The organism is Streptomyces hazeniae, from assembly GCF_031845485.1.
Classification (GTDB): Bacteria; Actinomycetota; Actinomycetes; order Streptomycetales; family Streptomycetaceae; genus Streptomyces; species Streptomyces hazeniae.
On sequence record NZ_JAVREQ010000027.1, the window covers coordinates 40,780 to 59,705 of the forward strand.

15 protein-coding genes are annotated in these 18,926 nt (G+C 73.7%); 3 read left to right on the top strand and 12 right to left on the bottom strand.

Going from position 1 to position 18,926, the window contains the following annotated elements:
- Positions 1-23: 23 nt before the first annotated feature.
- Positions 24-800, top strand: a complete 777-nt coding sequence (locus RM572_RS24200; RefSeq protein WP_311675525.1) for a nucleotidyltransferase domain-containing protein — start codon at positions 24-26, stop codon at positions 798-800.
- Here the strand turns inward: RM572_RS24200 and RM572_RS24205 are convergent.
- The 10 genes from RM572_RS24205 to RM572_RS24250 form a co-directional block, all read right to left on the bottom strand.
- On the bottom strand, positions 797-1,624 hold the full coding sequence (locus RM572_RS24205) for a nucleotidyltransferase domain-containing protein (RefSeq protein WP_311675526.1): 828 nt from the start codon (positions 1,622-1,624) through the stop codon (positions 797-799). The genes RM572_RS24200 and RM572_RS24205 overlap by 4 nt on opposite strands.
- A complete protein-coding gene (locus tag RM572_RS24210) occupies positions 1,564-2,700 on the bottom strand; it encodes a pseudouridine synthase (protein WP_311675527.1) in 1,137 nt (378 codons plus the stop codon). The genes RM572_RS24205 and RM572_RS24210 overlap by 61 nt, the downstream gene beginning before the upstream one ends.
- The gene (gene scpB / locus RM572_RS24215) at positions 2,700-3,395 is read right to left on the bottom strand and encodes an SMC-Scp complex subunit ScpB (RefSeq protein ID WP_311675528.1); all 696 of its coding nucleotides are present in this window, start codon (positions 3,393-3,395) and stop codon (positions 2,700-2,702) included. Before scpB ends, RM572_RS24210 begins: the two co-directional genes overlap by 1 nt.
- Positions 3,392-4,720 carry a segregation and condensation protein A gene (locus RM572_RS24220; RefSeq protein WP_311675529.1) on the bottom strand — a complete coding sequence of 443 codons (1,329 nt, stop codon included), beginning with the start codon at positions 4,718-4,720 and terminating at the stop codon, positions 3,392-3,394. Before RM572_RS24220 ends, scpB begins: the two co-directional genes overlap by 4 nt.
- A gap of 83 nt (positions 4,721-4,803) precedes the next feature.
- A complete protein-coding gene (locus RM572_RS24225; RefSeq protein ID WP_311675530.1) occupies positions 4,804-5,478 on the bottom strand; it encodes a hypothetical protein in 675 nt (224 codons plus the stop codon).
- Entirely contained in the window at positions 5,475-6,659 is a 1,185-nt protein-coding gene (locus tag RM572_RS24230) for a ParA family protein (RefSeq protein ID WP_311675531.1), read from the bottom strand. The genes RM572_RS24225 and RM572_RS24230 overlap by 4 nt, the downstream gene beginning before the upstream one ends.
- A 373-nt stretch (positions 6,660-7,032) precedes the next feature.
- Positions 7,033-8,151 (bottom strand): alanine dehydrogenase, encoded by a 1,119-nt coding sequence (gene ald / locus RM572_RS24235; RefSeq protein ID WP_311675562.1) that lies wholly within the window; start codon positions 8,149-8,151, stop codon positions 7,033-7,035.
- Positions 8,152-8,403: 252 nt separating this feature from the next.
- Positions 8,404-10,446 carry a tetratricopeptide repeat protein gene (locus RM572_RS24240; protein WP_311675532.1) on the bottom strand — a complete coding sequence of 681 codons (2,043 nt, stop codon included), beginning with the start codon at positions 10,444-10,446 and terminating at the stop codon, positions 8,404-8,406.
- A 257-nt stretch (positions 10,447-10,703) separates the two neighbouring features.
- A complete protein-coding gene (locus tag RM572_RS24245; protein ID WP_311675533.1) occupies positions 10,704-11,336 on the bottom strand; it encodes an NUDIX hydrolase in 633 nt (210 codons plus the stop codon).
- On the bottom strand, positions 11,333-13,036 hold the full coding sequence (locus tag RM572_RS24250) for a CTP synthase (RefSeq protein WP_311675534.1): 1,704 nt from the start codon (positions 13,034-13,036) through the stop codon (positions 11,333-11,335). The genes RM572_RS24245 and RM572_RS24250 overlap by 4 nt, the downstream gene beginning before the upstream one ends.
- A 304-nt stretch (positions 13,037-13,340) precedes the next feature.
- Here RM572_RS24250 and RM572_RS24255 point away from each other — a divergent pair, with 304 nt between their 5' ends.
- Complete coding sequence (locus RM572_RS24255) at positions 13,341-15,152, top strand: glycoside hydrolase family 15 protein (RefSeq protein WP_311675535.1); 1,812 nt, start codon at positions 13,341-13,343, stop codon at positions 15,150-15,152.
- 39 nt (positions 15,153-15,191) lie between these two features.
- On the opposite strand, the gene RM572_RS24260 is transcribed toward RM572_RS24255, so the two are convergent.
- Positions 15,192-16,382: a beta-1,3-glucanase family protein gene (locus RM572_RS24260; RefSeq protein WP_311675536.1), complete on the bottom strand. Its 1,191-nt coding sequence runs from the start codon at positions 16,380-16,382 to the stop codon at positions 15,192-15,194.
- Between the two features lie 152 nt (positions 16,383-16,534).
- On the opposite strand from RM572_RS24260, the gene RM572_RS24265 reads away from it, so the two are divergent.
- Positions 16,535-17,575: a LacI family DNA-binding transcriptional regulator gene (locus RM572_RS24265; RefSeq protein ID WP_311675537.1), complete on the top strand. Its 1,041-nt coding sequence runs from the start codon at positions 16,535-16,537 to the stop codon at positions 17,573-17,575.
- 83 nt (positions 17,576-17,658) lie between these two features.
- Here RM572_RS24265 and RM572_RS24270 read toward each other — a convergent pair whose 3' ends face one another.
- Positions 17,659-18,828 (bottom strand): glycosyltransferase family 4 protein, encoded by a 1,170-nt coding sequence (locus tag RM572_RS24270; protein ID WP_311675538.1) that lies wholly within the window; start codon positions 18,826-18,828, stop codon positions 17,659-17,661.
- Positions 18,829-18,926 lie beyond the last annotated feature (98 nt).

The following is an 18,926-nucleotide window of genomic DNA, read 5'->3' on the forward strand; positions in this document are numbered from 1 at the left end:
GTCGGCCCTGCGATGATGACGCGATGACCGGCCCTCCGCGCTCCGTACCCGCCCCGGACCCGCACACGCTGGTCCGCGCGCACACGGTGTACTCCTGCGTGATGGGCTCCCGGGCCTTCGGCCTGGACACCGCGGCCAGCGACACCGACCGGCGCGGGGTGTTCGTCGCTCCCTCCGAACTCTTCTGGCGGTTCGACAAGCCGCCGACGCACGTGGACGGCCCGGCGGAGGAGCAGTTCTCCTGGGAGCTGGAGCGGTTCTGCACGCTGGGGCTGCGTGCCAACCCCACGGTGCTGGAGTGCCTGCACTCGCCGCTGGTGGAGTACGCGGACGGCACCGGCCGGGAACTGCTCGGCCTGCGGGGCGCGTTCCTCTCCCGGCACGCCCACCGCACCTTCACCGGCTACGTCGACGGGCAGCACCGCAAGATCGAGGCCCGGGTGCGCCGGGGTGCCCCGCCGGGCAAGCCCGCCATGCACCTGCTGCGGCTCCAGCTCGCCCTGCTGGATCTGCTGCGCACGGGCACGCTCACGCTCGACGTGGGCGAGCACCGCGACGAGCTGCTGGCGATCCGGCACGACGAGACCTCGTGGGCGCAGGTCGAGAAGCGGCTCCGGACGCTGCGGGCGACGTCGGAGGCGGCCGCCGCCCGGACGCCGCTGCCCGCCGAGCCGGACGTGCGCCGGATCGAGGACTTCCTCGTCCGCGTGCGCCGCACCTCGGCCTCGGGGCCTGCGCCGGACTCGGCGCCGGATTCGGGGCCGGACTCCGGGTCGGGCCGGAGACCGGACAGGTCCTAGGCGTCGCCGAGCCGGGCGCGGACGACGAGGTCGTGGAGCGCGTCCCGGGCCGAGGGCTGATCCGGCAGGGCGGAGGCGGTCTGGGCCTCGTCCAGGACGCCGTGCAGCGCGGCGATCTCCTCGGCCGTCGCGTCCGCACCGGCCAGGCCCTCGGCCGTGCCGTGCTCGGCGTCCGCCTTCGCCTCGATCAGCCCGGCCAGCCGGTCCGGAGCCTCCGGGACCGCGTCGGCGAGCTCCCGCAGGTCGGCGACGACCTTGCCGCTGCGCATCAGGTGGATGCCGGTGAGCAGCACCCGGTAGGTGTACAGGAGCGGTTTCAGCTCGCGGTTCTTCTCGTGCAGCCGCCACTGGGTGCGGGCGAAACCGCGGTAGTGGTGGGCGTGGTGCCGGGTGAGCACGCCCGGCGCCAGCGCGACCAGTTCGGCGTGCACGTCGGTGGTGTGCGCGACCAGCGGGGAGAGCAGCTGCTCCAGCACGTAGCCGTTGCGGCGCAGCAGCAGCCTCGCGAACTTCCGCAGGTCGTGGGTGACCAGGTCCATCTCGACGCCGTCGTGGAACCACATCCGCGACCGGGTCTCGTCCGGTTCGCGCAGGCCGACGAGGTCGGCGGCGGGCAGCAGGTGCACACCTCGCAGGTCCACGTCGGAGTCGCGGGAGGGGAAGCCGTAGAGGTGGGCGCCGGAGACGGTGGCGAACAGCAGCGGGTGGCCGTCCCGCTGCTGCTCGGCCAGGACGGGGGCGAGGTCCGGCAGCCCGGTGAGGGTCAGAGGCCGACCTCGTTCATCAGCATGCCGACCTCGGTGTTGGTCATGCGGCGCAGCCATCCGGACTTCTGGTCGCCCAGTGCGATGGGCCCGAAGCGGGTGCGTACCAGCTTCTCCACCGGGAAGCCGGACTCGGCCAGCATGCGGCGCACGATGTGCTTGCGGCCCTCGTGCAGGGAGACCTCGACGAGGTAGTTCTTGCCGGTGTTCTCCACGACCCTGAAGTGGTCGGCCTTGGCGTAGCCGTCCTCCAGCCGGATGCCGTCCTTGAGGCGCTTGCCCAGGTCGCGCGGGAGCGGGCCCTGGATCGCGGCCAGGTAGGTCTTCCGCACCCCGTAGCGGGGATGGGTGAGGCGGTGGGACAGCTCGCCGTGGTTGGTGAGCAGGATCAGGCCCTCGGTCTCTGTGTCCAGGCGGCCGACGTGGAAGAGCCGGGTCTCGCGGTTCTGCACGTAGTCGCCGAGGCACTGGCGGCCGTCGGGGTCCTCCATGGCGGAGACCACGCCGGCCGGCTTGTTGAGCGCGAAGAACAGGTGCGACTGGGTGGCGATGGTGAGGCCGTCGACCTTGATCTCGTCCTTGTCGGCGTCGACCCGGAGGCCCTGCTCGACGACGATCTTACCGTTGACCTCGACGCGGGCCTGCTCGATCAGGTCCTCGCAGGCCCGGCGGGAGCCCATGCCCGCGCGGGCGAGGACCTTCTGCAGCCGCTCGCCGTCCACCTCACCGAACGTCTTCGGCAGCTTGGCCTGCGGCTTGCTGTGACGGGCGCGGTTGCGCTCCTCGATCTGCGCCTCGTACTCGCGCGGACGCGCCGGGGCGGACGCGCGGCGGTTGCGCGTCTTGGGGGCGCCGCTGCGGGTGGTGCTCCTCGGTGCCGTTCCCCTGCCCCCGGCCTTGCCGCCGGCGCCTGAGCCGGCCTTCCCGCCCGCGGGGCGGCCCTTGGCTCCGGGCGCGCCCTTGCTCCCCGGAGCTCCCTTGCCTCCGGGCGTGCTCCTGCCCGATCCGGCGCCGCCGGTGTCGTAGCGGCGCTCCTCGGGACGCGGCTTGCCCGTCCGCTGCTGCTTCTCGTCCCTCTTGTTCCCCGCGCCGCGCTGGTTACGGTCGCCGCCGGGGTTCCTGCCGCTGCTTCGCATCAATGTTCCGTCGTCGTCTGGGTGTCGCCGCTGTCGTCTACGTCGAACGACGGCATCCCCTCCTGGGTGTCCCCCTCGACCGCGTCCGCCTCCGGGAGGAAGGGCGCGAGTTCCGGTAGCTCGTCCAGGCCGCGCAGGCCCATCCGCTCCAGGAAGTAGTGCGTCGTCCTGTACAGGATCGCACCTGTCTCGGGTTCCGTGCCCGCTTCCTCCAGCAGACCGCGCTGGAGGAGCGTGCGCATCACGCCGTCGCAGTTCACGCCGCGCACGGCGGATACCCGCGAACGGCTGACCGGCTGACGGTACGCGACGACGGCGAGGGTCTCCAGCGCGGCCTGGGTGAGCCGGGCCTGCTGGCCGTCGAGCACGAACCGTTCCACGGCGTCGGCGTACTCGGGGCGGGTGTAGAAACGCCAGCCCCCGGCGACGAACCGCAGGTCGAAGCCGCGACGCTGGACGGCGTACTCGTCGACGAGCTCGCGCAGCGCGTCGGCGACGGCGCGGCGCGGGCGGTCCAGCACCTTGGCGAGATGCTCCTCGGTGGCGGGCTCGTCGACGACCATCAGCACCGCTTCCAGCGCGGGCTTGAGCTCGAGTTCGGCGACGCGGTCGCCGCCCGCGGGCGCCGTCCCGTCCGTCGTGTCCGGGACGGCGGGCACGTCCTGCTCGAGGACGTCGTAGGTCTCCTCGCTCATGGCTGCGGCTCCTTCTCGGGCTCCGGTTCGGGCTCCTGCTCCGGCTCCGGCTTCTGCTCGGGCGGCGCCCCGGGGGGCGGCTGCGGTCCCTGGTCGAACTCGTCGGTGACCAGCGGACGGCCGGTCGCCGCCCCGCCGGTCCACCGCACGGTCAGGTCGCCGAGCGCCTCGGGCTGGTCGAGGGCCACGGCGCGTTCGCGGTACAGCTCCAGGAGGGCGAGGAAGCGGGCGACGACGGTGAGCGTGTCGGGCGCGTCGGCGACCAGGTCCCGGAACCCCGCCTCACCGAGCTCCCGCAGCCGGGCCACGACCACCTCGGCCTGCTCCCGGACGCTGACCAGCGGGGCGTGGATGTGCTCCACGTACACCTGCGGCTTGGGCTTGGGCTGCATGGCCTTGACCGCCAGCCTGGCGAACCCCTCGGGCCCGATGGTGAGCGCCACCTCGGGCAGCAGCTCGGCGTGGTGGGGCTCCAGGCCGACCGTCCGCGGATGGCGGCGCGCCTCGGCCGCGAGCCGGTCGGCGAAGATGTCGGCGACCCGCTTGTACGCGCGGTACTGGAGGAGCCGCGCGAAGAGCAGGTCACGGGCCTCGAGCAGCGCGAGGTCCCCCTCGTCCTCCACCTCGGCCGCGGGGAGCAGCCGCGCCGCTTTGAGGTCGAGCAGGGTGGCGGCGACGACCAGGAACTCGGTGGTCTGGTCGAGGTCCCAGTCGGGGCCCATGGCGTGGATGTGGGCCATGAACTCGTCGGTGACGCGGGACAGCGCCACCTCGGTGACGTCCATCTTGTGTTTGGAGATCAGCTGGAGGAGCAGGTCGAACGGCCCCTCGAAGTTGTCCAGACGGACCGTGAACCGGCCGTCGTCGACGGCCTCCGCCCGCTCCTCCTCGTCCGCGTCCCGGGTCGGTGTGGCGGAGATCTCCGTGGTCTCCGCGGCGTCCGAATCCGCGGCGTCGGTCTCCGCCGGAGGCGGAGGGGAGGACGTGACGGCTCCCGCGCCACCGGCGTCCCCGTCGTCGTCGGACGTCTCCGTGCCGGGCCGTACCGCGTCGTCGCGCGGCGGTTCCGGCTTCTCGTCGGGCACGTGGACGGCGTCGGTCGCCGTCGTCTCCTGCGGCGCACCGGGCGCAGAGGCGGGCTCCGGGGCCGGGTCCGGGGCGGCGGCGGCCGGGGCGTCGCGGCCGGCCGGCTCGTCGGCGGCCCCGGACGCGTGCGCCGTGCCGTCGGCCGCCACGTGCGGGCGCGCGGAGGGTGCGCCGGGGCCGCGGCCGAGGGGGCGGCGGGAGGCCCGGGCGGGCGGCTCGTGGTCGTCAGGTGTGGGCATGTGCGGGGCAGCGTACTGGTCGCGACCGGTGGCAGGCGGCCGGTGTCACCCCGTTGGACCTGCGTTTCCCCGGAGCGGCGTGCTCATCGGCCGCGGAGGCGGCGGACCAGGATGCTGGCGTCGCCCCGGGACTCCAGGTCGGCGAGGACGACGGCCACCGCCTCCCGGACGATACGGCCGCGGTCGACGGCGAGTCCGTGTTCGCCGCGGAGGACGAGCCGGGCGTGCTCCAGGTCCATCAGTTCCTCGGCGGACACGTAGACCGTGATCTTCTCGTCGTGGCGTTCCCGCCCGCTGGGGCGCCGTGCGGCCCGGCTGCGGCGCGGAGTGGCCGCTCCGTCGGGCTGGCGGTTCTTGCCCGAGGCGGGGCGGTTCGGCCCTCCCGCTCCGGTGCTTACGGGGGCGCCGCCCGCGGCGGTGGCGGTCGGTCCGCCGCCGGGCGAGGTGCCGTTGGCACCGGAGCCCGAACGGCCGTTCGGGCCACCGGAGTTCTGGCCGGGGACGGCGCCGCGCGCCGGCCGGGCCGTGCTGCGCGTGCCGTGCTCGGCGGGCCCGGCGTCCGCGGCGCGCCCGCTGGTGGGCCGATCGCCCGCGCGGTCTCCGGGCGAGCCGGCCGACGGCGCGTCGTCCGCCGCCGGGGCGTGCTCGCCGCCGGGCGCCGGGACGCGCGGGGCGCCGCCGGGCTGCGGCGGAGTGGAGGGCTGGACCGCGGATCCCCCGGTGGTACGGAACAGTTCGTCGGCTGCCGGCAGACTCACTCGGCGTGGCACCGGGCGAGCACCTCCCTGGCGAGCTGGCGGTAGGCGGCGGCACCGACGGAGTTGGACGCGTAGGTGGTGATCGGTTCGCCCGCGACGGTGGTCTCCGGGAAGCGGACGGTACGGCCGATCACCGTGTGGTACACGCTGTCGTCGAACGCCTCGACGACCCGCGCGAGGACCTCGCGGCTGTGCACGGTGCGGGAGTCGTACATGGTGGCCAGGATGCCGTCCAGATTCAGCTCCGGGTTGAGCCGCTCCTGCACCTTCTCGATGGTCTCGGTCAGCAGCGCCACGCCACGCAGGGCGAAGAACTCGCATTCCAGCGGCACTATCACCTTGTGCGCGGCGGTCAGCGCGTTGACGGTGAGGAGACCGAGAGAGGGCTGGCAGTCGATGACGATGAAGTCGTAGTCGGGCAGCAGCGGGGCGAGGGCGCGCTGGAGCGTCGACTCGCGGGCCACCTCGCTGACGAGCTGCACCTCGGCCGCCGAGAGGTCGATGTTGCTCGGCAGCAGGTCCATCCCGGCGACCGCCGTCTTGAGCAGCACCTCGTCGGGCGACATGCCCCGCTCCATGAGCAGGTTGTAGACCGTCAGGTCGAGTTCCATCGGGTTGACGCCCAGTCCGACGGACAGCGCACCCTGCGGGTCGAAGTCCACGAGCAGCACGCGGCGTCCGTACTCGGCGAGCGCGGCGCCGAGGTTGATGGTCGAGGTGGTCTTGCCCACCCCGCCCTTCTGGTTGCACATCGCGATGATCTTCGCCGGGCCGTGCTCGTTGACCGGGCCGGGGATCGGGAAGTACGGCAGCGGACGGCCGGTGGGGCCGACGCGCTCGCGGCGCTGGCGGGCCGCGTCGGGCGCGAGGGTGGCCGCGTACTCGGGGTCCGGCTCGAACTCCGCGTCGGGGTCGTAGAAGTGACCTTCCGGCAGGTCCGGGGCGTTGTGGTCGTAGTCGGCGAAGCGGTCGCCGGATGCGTGGTCCGTGCCGTCGCCGGCCGAGGCGTTCACGTGGTGACCGTCCATGCTCTGGTGGGCTGTCGAGTGCGGCTGGGTGCCCTGGCGGGCGGCGAAGGTGCGAACGGCGACGGAGCCGACAGCCTCTGGCCCCGTGGCGCCCCGTCCCGCTACCGACGCTCCCGGCTGACCACCCCCGGGAGTGAATGTCGACTCGTTCACAAGTCGTTCTACCTCCTAGGCGACCAGGAAACTTCTGGACAAGGTCAGCGTGCACCCTGCCGACGACTGGTGACTCTATGGCGTGTCGGCCTCCCGCAGCAACACAAACCGTCGGACACGGTGCGATCCGTCGGCATGTGAACGTCCCGCTGTCAAGGGCGTCACGGCTCCGCGCGCGAGGTTTCCGGGCGGCGCGTAACGGGAGAACGGCGCAGTTCCGCGCGAGTCGACCCGCTCGGCGCCCGGTCGTGCGACCGGTGGGTGCCCGCAGGTCGCACGACCGGCCGGACTCCGAGTGTCGGAGCCCGGCCGGTGACGCGGCGTCGGTGACGTTGACGACGGACGTTGACCCGTCGTCACGCAGGTCGACTTGTCAGCCGAGCAGCGTGGAGAGGTCCACGGTGGAGGACAGGCCGTGCGCCTCCGCGACGGGACCGTAGACGACCTGGCCCTCGTGCGTGTTGAGGCCCTTCGCCAGAGCGGCGTCCCGGCGCAGGGCGTCCCGCCAGCCGCGGTTCGCGAGTTCGACGATGTAGGGCAGCGTCGCGTTGGTGAGCGCGTAGGTCGAGGTGTTGGGCACCGCGCCGGGCATGTTCGCGACGCAGTAGAAGACCGAGTCGTGCACCTGGAAGGTGGGCTCGGCGTGGGTGGTGGGGCGGGAGTCCTCGAAGCAGCCGCCCTGGTCGATCGCGATGTCGACAAGGACACTTCCCGGCTTCATGCGGGAGACCAGCTCGTTGGTGACCAGCTTGGGGGCCTTCGCGCCCGGGATCAGCACGGCGCCGATGACCAGGTCGGCCTGGAGGACGGCCTGTTCGAGGGAGAGCGCGTTCGAGGCGACCGTCTGCACCTTAGTGCCGAAGATGCGGTCGGCTTCGCGCAGCTTGTTCACGTCCTTGTCCAGGAGCGTGACGTGGAAGCCCATGCCGACGGCGATCTGGGTGGCGTTCCAGCCGGAGACGCCGCCGCCGATGACGACCGCGCGGCCCGCGGGGGTGCCCGGAACGCCGCCCGGCAGCACGCCGCGGCCGCCGGCCGAGCGCATCAGGTGGTAGGCGCCGACCTGCGGGGCGATCCGGCCGGCCACCTCGGACATCGGGGCGAGCAGCGGCAGCGCCCGGGTTGCGGTCTCGACGGTCTCGTACGCGATCGCGGTGGTGCCGGACTGGAGCAGCGCGTCCGTGCAGTCGCGGGAGGCGGCGAGGTGCAGGTAGGTGAAGAGCGTCTGGTCCTTGCGGAGCCGGTGGTACTCCTCGGCGATCGGCTCCTTGACCTTCAGGAGCAGGTCGGCGGTGGCCCACACGTCGTCGGCGGTGGCCAGGATGGTGGCGCCGGCGGCGGTGTACTCGTCGTCCGCGATGGAGGAGCCGAGGCCGGCTCCGAGCTCCACATAGACCTGGTGGCCGTTGCGCACGAGTTCGTTGACGCCGGCCGGGGTGATGGCCACTCGGAACTCGTTGTTCTTGACCTCGCGGGGGATGCCGACCTTCACGTCGATCACGGTCCTTGCTTCGGGGATGCAGGAGAAGGGCCGGGCCCGTTTCCTGTCATCTCAGCATAGAGGGGTGCATGCCGGATGCAGGCGGAACGGCCACAGCCCAGCCAGTCTAATGAAGGATGCCGCACTGTCTAGCCTTGCAATGGGTCAATCTTTTCCGATCCTGCTATTGATTTCGCAGGTCGGCACCGGGGGTGACGCGGCTGCCACCTTGGGTCCACCACGCGCGCCCGCACGCCCTCGCCGCTACCACTCGGTAAGGTCGCGCAGCTCCTCACCCGCGGCACGGTGCCGCGCGGCGGCGGCCGGGTCGCCCGCCGCGTCGCACACGTCGGCCAGGCGCATCCGCAGCTCCGCCTGGAGCAGCGGGTCGCGGGCGCGACGCGCCTCGGCGAGCGCCTCCCGGCAGGTGCGCAGCGCCTCGTCGGACCGGCCCCACTGCTGCTGGAGGCGGCCGACCTCACCGAGCGCGCGTCCGCGGCCTGCCGGGTCGCGCAGCCTGCGGTGCAGGGCGGCGGCCGCGCGCCATGTACGCAGGGCCTCGCCGGTGTCGCCGTTCCGCGCCTGGGCGTCGGCGACCAGGCCGTGCAGGCGGGCGACCTCGTGCGGGTCGCCGGCGGACTCGCGCAGGGAGAGCGCGCGGCCGTACCAGTCGGCGGCCCGCGCCCAGTCGCCGAGCCGTCCGTGCGTGTCGCCCAGGCGCTCCGGGATCACCGTGGCGGCGACGCCGTCCCGGCAGGCCCGGGCGGCGTCCAGGGCCCGCCGGTAGCGGTCGGCGGCGCCGGCGAGGCGTCCGGCGGCGGCGTCCATGTCGGCGAGGGTGAGGAGGGCGGCGGTGCGATCGGACTCCAGGGCGCGGCGGTCGGCGACCTGGAGGGCCAGTTCCTGGAGGCGGTACACCTCGGGTGCGGACTCCTCGGGGGTGCGGTGCGCGGCGAAGCAACGGCCGAGCGCGTGCACCAGGCGGCGGAGCAGGGTGTCGAGTTCGCCGGCGCCCTCGGCGACGGCGAGGCGGGCCGCGGCGAGGAGCGCGGGCCGCCGCAGTTCCAGCCAGTCGCGGGCTTCGCGGGCGCTGTCGAAGCGCAGCGGGCGCGGCATCCCGGCGAGTTTCGTGCGGGCGGGCGACCCGGGCGGCTCGGTGACGGCGCGGCAGGCGTGCAGCCGCCGTACGGTGCGCTCCAGCATGCGAGCGCGGGCGAGCATCACCTCGGCCGGGCGTTCGCGGGCGTCCAGTTCGGCCCGCAGCAGCGGGTCGAGGCAGCCGGGGACCGTCCAGCAGCCGGGCGCGGCGTGGTGCAGCAGGCCGAGTGCGTGCAGCCGGTGCAGTGTCTCCTCGGCGGTCTCCGGCGAGCAGCCGGTGAGGGCGGAGGCGTGCTGTGCGTCGACGAATCCGGCGGGCGCGACGGCGAGGAAGCGCAGCAGCCGGGCGGCGGGCGCCGGGAGGGAGCCCGCGACCAGGTGAAAGGCGCGAGCCAGGAAGTCGGGGGTGCGGGTGCCGGAGGTGCCGGGGGTGCCGCCGGTGTCCGGACGGCCGTCCGGGGTGCCGAGGAGCTGGGCGGTGGCGTCGAAGACGGAGAGCTTGGGGCGTTCCGCGAGCCAGCCGCCGACCATGCTCAGGGCCGCGGGGAGGTCGCCGCAGGCCTCGGCGAGCGATTCGGCGCGCCGCGGGTCCACGGTGAGCCGGGGCGAGGTGCCGGCGCGGCTGCGGAGCAGTTCCACGGCGGCGGCCCGGTCGAGTCCGCCCATCGCGCAGGGGCGGATGTCGGGGACGCCGGTCAGGGGGCCGGAGGCGACGGCGACCACGAGGCAGTCGCGGTTCTCGGGGACGAGTTCGCCGAGCTGCTCGGCGGCGGCCACGTCGTCGCAGAACAGGAGGACCCGGCGCCGTGCCAGTTCGGCGCGGAGCACGGCGGTGAGGTCGTCGGGGTCGGCGCCGGGGGGTGCGCCCCCGGCGCCCAGCGCGGTCAGCAGGTCGCGTGCGGTGCGTTCGGTCGGCACGGGCATGCCGCCGGGGTCGGTGAGCCGGGCCCGGAGCACGCCGTCGGGGTAGCGTCCGGCGACCTCGCGGACGAAGGCCTCCGCCAGCGTGGTGCGCCCGGAACCGGGCCGGCCGGCGACGAGGAGCACCCGGCTGTGCGGGGCGGGGCGGCCGGCGAGGGTGCCGAGTCCGGCGGACTCCAGATCGGTGCGGAGCCGCCGCAGTTCCCGGTCCCGTCCGACGAAGGAGCGTCCTCCGCCGGGGCGGCCGCCCGCCGTCGGCGTGCCGTGCCGCACCGCCTGCTCCGTCACGGGTCATGCTCCCGTCCGCCTGCGCCTGTGGGGGCACCCTCCGCGCCGGGGTGCGGGGGCGTACGACCCGCCGCGCGGAGCGGGCGGGGACCCGTCGAGCGTAGTTCACCGTGCGCGTCCCGGAAGGACGCGCACGGCGGGCGGGCGGCCCGGCGGTTCCCGGGGATCACTGCACCGGGTCACGGACCTCACGAGGCGTCAGGTGCGTGCGCACGGGGCGCGGGGCGTCGGGCGTGACGGCCGGATCACACTCCCGGTCAGGCCTCGAAGGGCCGCGCCGGCCAGGGGGCGTCGGCGGCCCGGAGCGCGTCGAGGCCGTCGGAGGTGAGGGCGGCGTGCAGCGCGAGCGCGCCGACGACGAGGCAGTTGTTGTGCAGCTCGCCGGCGAGCGCGCCGCGGAGCAGGTCGGACAGCGGGACCCGGGCCTGCTCCATGGTGGCCTCCTCCTCGCTGACCGCGAAGCGTTCGCCCTCCGCGTCGGTGACGCCGCGCGCCAGGAAGATGCGCACGGCCTCGTCGCAGCCGCCGGGCGTGGTGTAGACGTCGACCAGCACCCGCCAGTCCTCCGCCTCGACGTGCGCCTCCTCGTACAGCTCGCGCTGAGCGGCGTGCAGCGGGTTCTCCCCGGGCACGTCGAGCAGACCGGCCGGGATCTCCCACAGCGTGTGCCGCACGGGGTGGCGGTACTGGCTGAGCACCAGCACCCGGTCCTGGTCGTCCAGGGCGAGAACGGCCACCGACCCGGGGTGCACCTGGTAGTCGCGCCCGACGACCTGCCCGTCGGGCATCTCCACCTCGTCGGTGCGGACGCTGGTCTTGTTGCCGCGGAAGGGGACGTCGGTGGCGACGACGCGCCATTCCTCGGCCCTGTCGGCGAGTCGGTCGGTCACGCTCCGGCCTCCTCGGCGGTACGGCCGGCCGCGGCCTGCCCGGCCTGGCCGCCCTGCCGCTCGACGGCGGCCCGGACCAGGCCCGCGAACAGCGGGTGCGGGCGGGTCGGCCGGGAGCGCAGTTCCGGGTGGGCCTGGGTGGCGACCAGGTAGGGGTGGGCCTCGCGCGGGTACTCGACGTACTCGACCAGCTTGTTGTCGGGGGAGGTGCCGGAGAAGACCAGTCCGGCCTTCTTCTCCAGCTCCGAGCGGTAGGCGTTGTTGACCTCGTAGCGGTGGCGGTGCCGCTCCTCGACGTAGGGCTCGCCGCCGTAGACCTCGCGCACGAGGGAGCCCTCGGCGAGCTTGGCGGGGTAGAGGCCGAGCCGCATGGTGCCGCCCATGTCGCCCTCGCCCGCGACGATGTCGAGCTGCTCCTCCATGGTGGAGATCACCGGGTGGGCGGCTCCCTGGTCGAACTCGGTGGAGTCGGCGCCGTCGATGCCCGCGAGGTTGCGGGCGGCCTCGACCACGATGCACTGGAGGCCGAGGCACAGGCCCAGCAGCGGGACCCGGTTCTCGCGCGCGTAGGTGATGGCGGCGAGCTTGCCCTCGACGCCGCGTTCGCCGAAGCCGCCGGGGATGCAGACGGCGTCCACGTCGCCGAGCTGCTCGCGGGCGCCGGCGGCGGTGCGGCAGTCGTCGGAGGTGACCCACTTGATGGTCACCCGGGCGTTGTTCGCGAAGCCGCCGGCCCGGATGGCCTCGGTGACGGAGAGGTAGGCGTCGGGCAGGTCGATGTACTTGCCGACCAGCGCGACGGTCACCTCGTGGTCGGGCTGGTGGACCCGGCGCAGCAGGTCGTCCCACTGTGTCCAGTCCACGTCGCGGAAGGGCAGGTCGAGCTTGCGGACGGCGAACGCGTCCAGGCCCTCGGAGTGCAGCACCTTGGGGATGTCGTAGATCGACTTGGCGTCGATGGCGGCGACCACGGCGGCGTCGTCCACGTCGCACATCAGCGAGATCTTCCGCTTGATGGAGACGGGCACCTCGCGGTCGGCGCGCAGCACGATGGCGTCGGGCTGGATACCGATGTTGCGCAGCGCGGCCACGGAGTGCTGGGTGGGCTTGGTCTTCAGCTCGCCGGAGGGCCCGATGTAGGGCAGCAGCGAGATGTGCACCACCAGCACGTTGTCCCGGCCCACCTCGTGCCGGACCTGGCGGACGGCCTCCAGGAAGGGGAGGGACTCGATGTCGCCGACGGTGCCGCCGACCTCGGTGATGACGACGTCCACGTCGTCGGCGGCCATCCGGCGGATGCGGTTCTTGATCTCGTTGGTGATGTGCGGGATCACCTGGACGGTGTCCCCCAGGTACTCGCCGCGCCGCTCCTTGGCGATCACCGAGGAGTACACCTGGCCGGTGGTCACGTTCGCCGACCCGTCCAGGTCGACGTCCAGGAACCGCTCGTAGTGGCCGATGTCCAGGTCGGTCTCGGCGCCGTCGTTGGTGACGAACACCTCGCCGTGCTGGAAGGGGTTCATCGTGCCCGGGTCGACGTTGAGGTACGGGTCGAGCTTCTGCATGGTGACCCGCAGGCCGCGCGCCTTGAGCAGCGCTCCGAGGCTGGAGGCGGTCAGCCCCTTGCCGAGCGAGGAGGCGACACCCCCGGTGACGAAGAGGTGCTTGGTCGTCACGGACGACGAAGGTCGGTTCGGCATGGCCAAGAGGGGGCTCCCGTGGTCGCTTGGTGGGGTGCGCACCGGCTGCCTGGCAGGTCGCGCAGGGGTACCGTCGCTGCGGTCGGGGGGCTGCCGTCTCGGGGTCGGATGCCGATTCCGTGCCCACCGGTCCACGGGCCACCAGGGTATCAGTGGCAGGCTGTGACCGTGGCGGTCCAGGGGTGGACCGCGAGGTCGGACGAATCACATTGCACGGCACGTATGCTGCCCGGACACTCGCATGGGCAGGATGGACGTATACGCGCCCCGCGGCGCGTGAACCGCAGCTCGACTGGAGACGCACGTGGCAGGGCGCATCGAGGATTACGCACTGATCGGAGACATGCAGACGGCCGCCCTCGTCTGCAGGAACGGCTCCGTCGACTGGCTCTGCCTTCCCCGCTTCGACTCCGACGCGGTCTTCGCCGGCCTGCTGGGGACGGAGGACAACGGCTTCTGGCGGATCGGCCCGGCGCACGCCCCCGACGGCACCCCGCCGCCGGCCACCCGCCGCCGGTACCGCGGCGAGTCGCTGGTCCTGGAGTCGGAGTGGGACACCGACCGCGGCACCGTGCGCGTGATCGACTTCATGCCGCCGCGCGGCACCGGCACGCCGCAGCTGACCCGGATCATCGAGGGTGTGAGCGGCCGGGTGCCGGTGCGCTCGGCCCTGCGGATGAGGTTCTCCTACGGCTGGGTGGTGCCGTGGATGCACAAGGTCGAGGGCCGTTCGGTGGCCGTGGCAGGCCCGGACTCGGTCTGGCTCGACACGGACGTGGAGACGTACGGCGAGGACCTCACCACGTACGCCGACTTCACCGTGGCGCCGGGCGAGCGGATCGCCCTGTCGATCAGCTGGCAGCCCTCGCACAAGGAGCCGCCGCCGCTCCCGACGCCGGAGGCCGCGCTGCGCAACACCGAGGAGTTCTGGCGGCGCTGGGTCGGGCACTGCACCTACCACGGCCCGTACCGCGAGGCGGTGGTGCGTTCGCTGATCACGCTGAAGGCGCTGACCTACTCCCCCACCGGCGGCATCGTCGCCGCCCCGACCACCTCGTTGCCGGAGGACATCGGCGGCTCGCGGAACTGGGACTACCGCTTCACCTGGCTGCGGGACGCCGCGATCACCCTCTCGTCGCTGCTGCGTACCGGCTACCACGAGGAGGCCAGGGCCTGGCGGGAGTGGCTGCTGCGCGCGGTCGCCGGCGACCCGGAGCACCTGCAGATCATGTACGGCATCGCGGGCGAACGCGACCTCGGCGAGCGGGAGCTGACGTGGCTGCCGGGCTACGAGAACTCGGCGCCGGTGCGCATCGGCAACGGCGCGGCGGGGCAGCTCCAGCTGGACGTGTACGGGGAGGTCACCGAGGCGCTGCACCTGGCCCACATGACCGGTCTGGCCCGCAACGACTACGCCCAGCTGCTCCAGCTCAAGCTGATCCACTACCTGGAGGAGCACTGGGACGAGCCGGACGAGGGCATCTGGGAGGTGCGCGGCCCGCGCCGCCACTTCGTGCACTCGAAGGTGATGGCCTGGGTGGCGGTGGACCGCACCTGCAAGCTGATCGAGTCCGGCGACGTCGACGGCCCGCTGGAGCGCTGGCAGGAGCTGCGCGACACCATCCACCGCGCGGTGTGCGAGAAGGGCTACGACGCCGAGCGGAACACCTTCACGCAGTACTACGGGTCCAAGGAGCTGGACGCCTCGCTGCTGCTCATCCCGCAGATGGGTTTCCTGCCGCCCGACGACAAGCGGGTCATCGGCACGGTCGAGGCGATCCAGCGCGAGCTGTCCACCCACGACGGCTTCATCCTGCGCTATCCGACCTCCGGCGAGGAGGGCGACACGAACGTCGACGGCCTGGAGGGCAACGAGGGCGCGTTCCTGGCGTGTTCCTTCTGGCTGGCGGACGACCTGGCGATGATCGGCCGGGTGGACGAGGCGCGGAAGCTGTTCGACCGGCTGCTGTCACTGCGGAACGACCTGGGGCTGCTCGCCGAGGAGTGGGACCCGGTGCGCGGCCGCCAGGTCGGCAACTTCCCGCAGGCGTTCAGCCACGTGCCGCTGATCGACACGGCACTGCGGCTGACCGCCTCGGGTGCGTACGGCGGCTGACGCCGCCGTACGCGGACGCCTGATGCGCCGTGCGCCGGCCTAGAACGGCGTGAGCGTCAGGGTGAAGGAGCGGGGAGCTCCGTCCTGGATGTAGGAGGCGTAGCCTCCGACGTCGTCGAAGGCGAAGCCGTAGGCCTTCCCGTCCTCGGTGGCCTCGTGCATCGCACGGGCGTAGGCGTGCACGGGGTCGTCCTGGTAGAAGCCGCCGGGGTCGCCGGTCGGCTGGTCGGCGTGCGCGGCCAGGGTGGTGCGGTTGAACCCGGCGCCGAGGATCGCGGCCACGGGGCCGGTGGTGCCGTCGTTGGGGGCGGCGAGCGCCCCGTCGCAGAAGAGGACGTCGCGTGTCGAGGGCCGGTCGAAGGACACGCTCGCGGGGCCGGTGAAGGAGAGCCGCCCGCCGGAGACGCGGCCGGTGAACGTCCCGGCGTTGGTGGTGACCCGCAGGTCGCGGGAGGCGTACGTGTCCCACACCCGGTCGATGTAGCCGCCGAAGTAGTCGGCGGGGAAGAGCCCGGCGTCCAGGCCGTGGCCGGGGGCGATGACGCGCCGGTCGTCGACGACCAGGGACGAGAACGGTCCGCTGCCGCGCAGCGCGTCGAAGATCTGCGCCCGTCCACCCGGTCGGAGGGTGCCGGTGGTCTGGTCGGCCGCTCCGGTGAGGCGGATGGACAGCGGCACGCTGAACATGTCAACCATGGTGGTGTTGCAGAACATGCCGGCGGAGTTGAACGTGAACTCCGCGCAGTCGTGCAGCACGTCGTAGTTGGGGTCGCCGGAGACCCAGCCCGCGGGGTAGGCGAGGGCGGCGTTGCCGTTGCCGTCGCGGACGGCCTTGAACTTCAGGTCCGCGCCGAGCGCGACGTACATGCGGCCGGACATGTGCGGCAGCGTCAGGGTCGTCGCACCGCCGGCCGCGAGGGGGATGGCGTAGTCGGTGTAGCCGTCCGGGCCGTTGTCCGACAGGGCGACGGGCGCGACGGTGCCCTCCGGGGTCAGGCGCACCTGGCGGGTGCCGTCGTTGCCGACCACGTAGAGACGGATGTCCGCGTTGCCGTAGCGGCCGGTCTCGTTGACGACGGTGAGGTCCATCGTCGCCGCGGTCCCGCGCGCGGGTGCGGTGCGCGGGGTGCCGGCGGTGGCGAGACCGGCCGCTGTTCCGGCGGAGACGGCGGTGGCGGCGACGCCGCCGAGGAACATGCGCCGCGTGAAGCGGCTTTTCATCGTGCCCATGTCATTCACCTCTCGCAGGTGGGGGTCGTTTCGGGAGGGGTGGGGCCTTTCCGGCGTACCGCGCCCACGTGAGAGCGCTCTCACGCCGTGGTCATGCACCATGCCGCGCGCTCGCGGTAGCGTCAAGGGCCGACGACGGATAGGAGTTCGACGTGCACGGTGTCCGCGGTTCCCGGCCCACCCTGGAGGCCGTCGCCGCCCATGCGGGCGTCTCCCGCGCGACGGTCTCGCGGGTCGTCAACGGCGGCCCGGGCGTACGGACCGAGGTCCGCGAGAAGGTGCAGCGCTCGGTCGAGGAGCTGGGCTACGTGCCGAACAGCGCCGCGCGCAGCCTGGTGACCCGCCGCACCGGAGCCGTGGCCGTGGTCATCGCCGAACCGGAGACGCGGGTGTTCTCCGACCCGTTCTTCTCCCAGCAGCTGCGCGGCATCAGCCGCGAACTGTCCGAGCGGGACACGCAGTTGCTGCTCATGCTGCTGGAACACCGCCGGGACTACGCGCGGATCGGCCGCTACCTCTCCGGCGGCCACGTCGACGGCGCCCTGATGTTCTCGCTGCACTCCGAGGACCCGCTTCCGGCGATGGCCGCGGAGTCCGGGCTGCCCACGGTCTTCGGCGGCCGCCCCGGCTGGCCGGGCGCGGAGAAGGACCCCGACCTGCTGTACGTCGACACCGACAACCGGGGCGGCGCCCGGCAGGCGGTCGCACACCTGCTGGAGCGGGGCCGGCGGCGCATCGCCGTCATCACCGGCCCGCTGGACCAGACCTCGGCGCTGGACCGCCTCCAGGGGCACCGGGACGCGCTGGCCGCCGCCGGGGCTGCGGGCGCGGGCGAGGCGCACGGCGCGTTCACCGCCGAGGGCGGCGAACGGGCGATGCGCGAACTGCTGGGCCGTGAGCCGGAGCTGGACGCGGTGTTCGCCGGATCGGACCTGATGGCGTCCGGCGCGCTGCGGGCGCTGCGCGCGGCGGGGCGCCGGGTGCCGGAGGACGTCGCGGTCGTCGGCTACGACGACCTGGAGCCCGCGGCGTGGGCGGACCCCCCGCTGACGACGGTCCGACAGGACGTCGAGGGAATGGGGCGGATGATGGCCGAACTGCTGCTGCGCCGTCTGGACCCCTCCCCGGCCGGCCCGCCTCCCGCCCCGGTCGTCACCCCGGCCCAGCTCGTCGTCCGCGCCTCCAGCACGTAGGGCCTGTCCGGCGGCAAACGCGCGCCGGACGACGTCCTGACGGCCCCGCCCACGGCGGCGCGAGAGGGGCGCGAGGGACCTCGTCAGCGGCGGAGGCCCAGGAGCTCGTCGTAGACCGCCAGCACGTGGGTGACACGCTGTTCTCCGGTCGGGAGGACGGCTGCGCGCTCGGCGCACGCGGCGCGCAGCCGGGCGAGCCGTGCCGGGTCGCGGAGCAGTTCCGCGACCGTCCCGCCCAGGGCCGTCGCGTCGCCGGGCGGTGACAGCGCCCCCGCTTCCCCGACGAGTTCGCGGGCGCCCTCACCCTGCCGGGAGGCTCCCGCGACGGGGACCCCGGCGCGCAGCGCCTCCTGGGCGAGAAGCATCGCCGACGCGCCGCCCTCCGGCAGCAGGACCAGGTCGGAGGCCCGCAGCAGGTCCAGTGCGTCGTCCCGTCGGCCGGGCAGCGTCACCGGGAGGTTCTCGGCGACGATCTGCCGTTGCAGCGCCGCCCGTTCGGGGCCCTCCCCGGCGACGACGGCGAGCGGCGGCCGCTTCAGGCCGCGCCACGCGCGGGACGCCGCGACGACCGTGCCGTAGCCGTGCCGCGCGTCGAGGCGGCCCAGGGAGAACAGCAGCGGCCGGTCCACGGCGCCGATCTCGGCACGGATCTTGTCCCGGCTCTCCGCCGCGCCGCACAGGGGCGTCGCCGGTACGGGCAGCGTGACGGGTGACAGGCGCGCGTCGCGGGCACCGCGCCGCCGGGCCCGGTCGACCTGGCGCGGGGTCGGGCAGAGGACGACGGCCGCCGCCCGCGCGGCCCGCCGCTCCAGCGTGCGCAGCAGCCCTTCGCGCGGACCGTCGACGGGCTCGCGGTCGTGCCAGCCGACCACGAGCGGCACCCGCCGGCGTGTCAGGTCCCGGGCGAGGGAGGCCAGCGCGGCGGCCCGCAGCCCGTGGGCGTGCACCAGGTCGGCGCCGGTGAGTTCGGAGCGCAGCGCCATGACCGCTTCCGGTTCCGTGCGGGCGTGGGCGGGACGGAAGGCCGCGCCCCAGGAGGCGTCGGGGCAGGCGGACGCGGCCTCGGGCGGCGCGTGCACCGTGACCCGCACGCCGTGCGCCACCAGCCCGTCGGTCAGCGCCCGTAGGCTCAGACAGGCCAGGGCGGACGGAGGCTCCTGCCCCAGCCCGGGTGACGTGCCGCCGAGCACGTGGACGACGTGCACGGGGGCGCCGCCGTGCGGCGGCGGGGGCGGCTCGGCGCTGCGGATCACGGCGGGGCAGGCTCCTGGACGCGGTGGCGGTCGGTGGTGCGCGGGAGGCGCGGGGTGCCGGGCGCGGGGTGTGCGCGGGCGCGTGACAGTCTGACAGG

What these genes read in the sequence shown, in the direction of transcription:
- RM572_RS24220 (WP_311675529.1), bottom strand. Translation starts at nt 4,720, where the DNA reads ATGCCCACACCTGACGACCACGAGCCGCCCGCCCGGGCCTCCCGCCGC.
- RM572_RS24200 (WP_311675525.1), top strand. Translation starts at nt 24, where the DNA reads ATGACCGGCCCTCCGCGCTCCGTACCCGCCCCGGACCCGCACACGCTG.
- RM572_RS24260 (WP_311675536.1), bottom strand. Translation starts at nt 16,382, where the DNA reads ATGGGCACGATGAAAAGCCGCTTCACGCGGCGCATGTTCCTCGGCGGC.
- scpB (WP_311675528.1), bottom strand. Translation starts at nt 3,395, where the DNA reads ATGAGCGAGGAGACCTACGACGTCCTCGAGCAGGACGTGCCCGCCGTC.
- RM572_RS24250 (WP_311675534.1), bottom strand. Translation starts at nt 13,036, where the DNA reads ATGCCGAACCGACCTTCGTCGTCCGTGACGACCAAGCACCTCTTCGTC.
- RM572_RS24205 (WP_311675526.1), bottom strand. Translation starts at nt 1,624, where the DNA reads ATGGCTGCGCCGCATGACCAACACCGAGGTCGGCATGCTGATGAACGA.
- RM572_RS24210 (WP_311675527.1), bottom strand. Translation starts at nt 2,700, where the DNA reads ATGCGAAGCAGCGGCAGGAACCCCGGCGGCGACCGTAACCAGCGCGGC.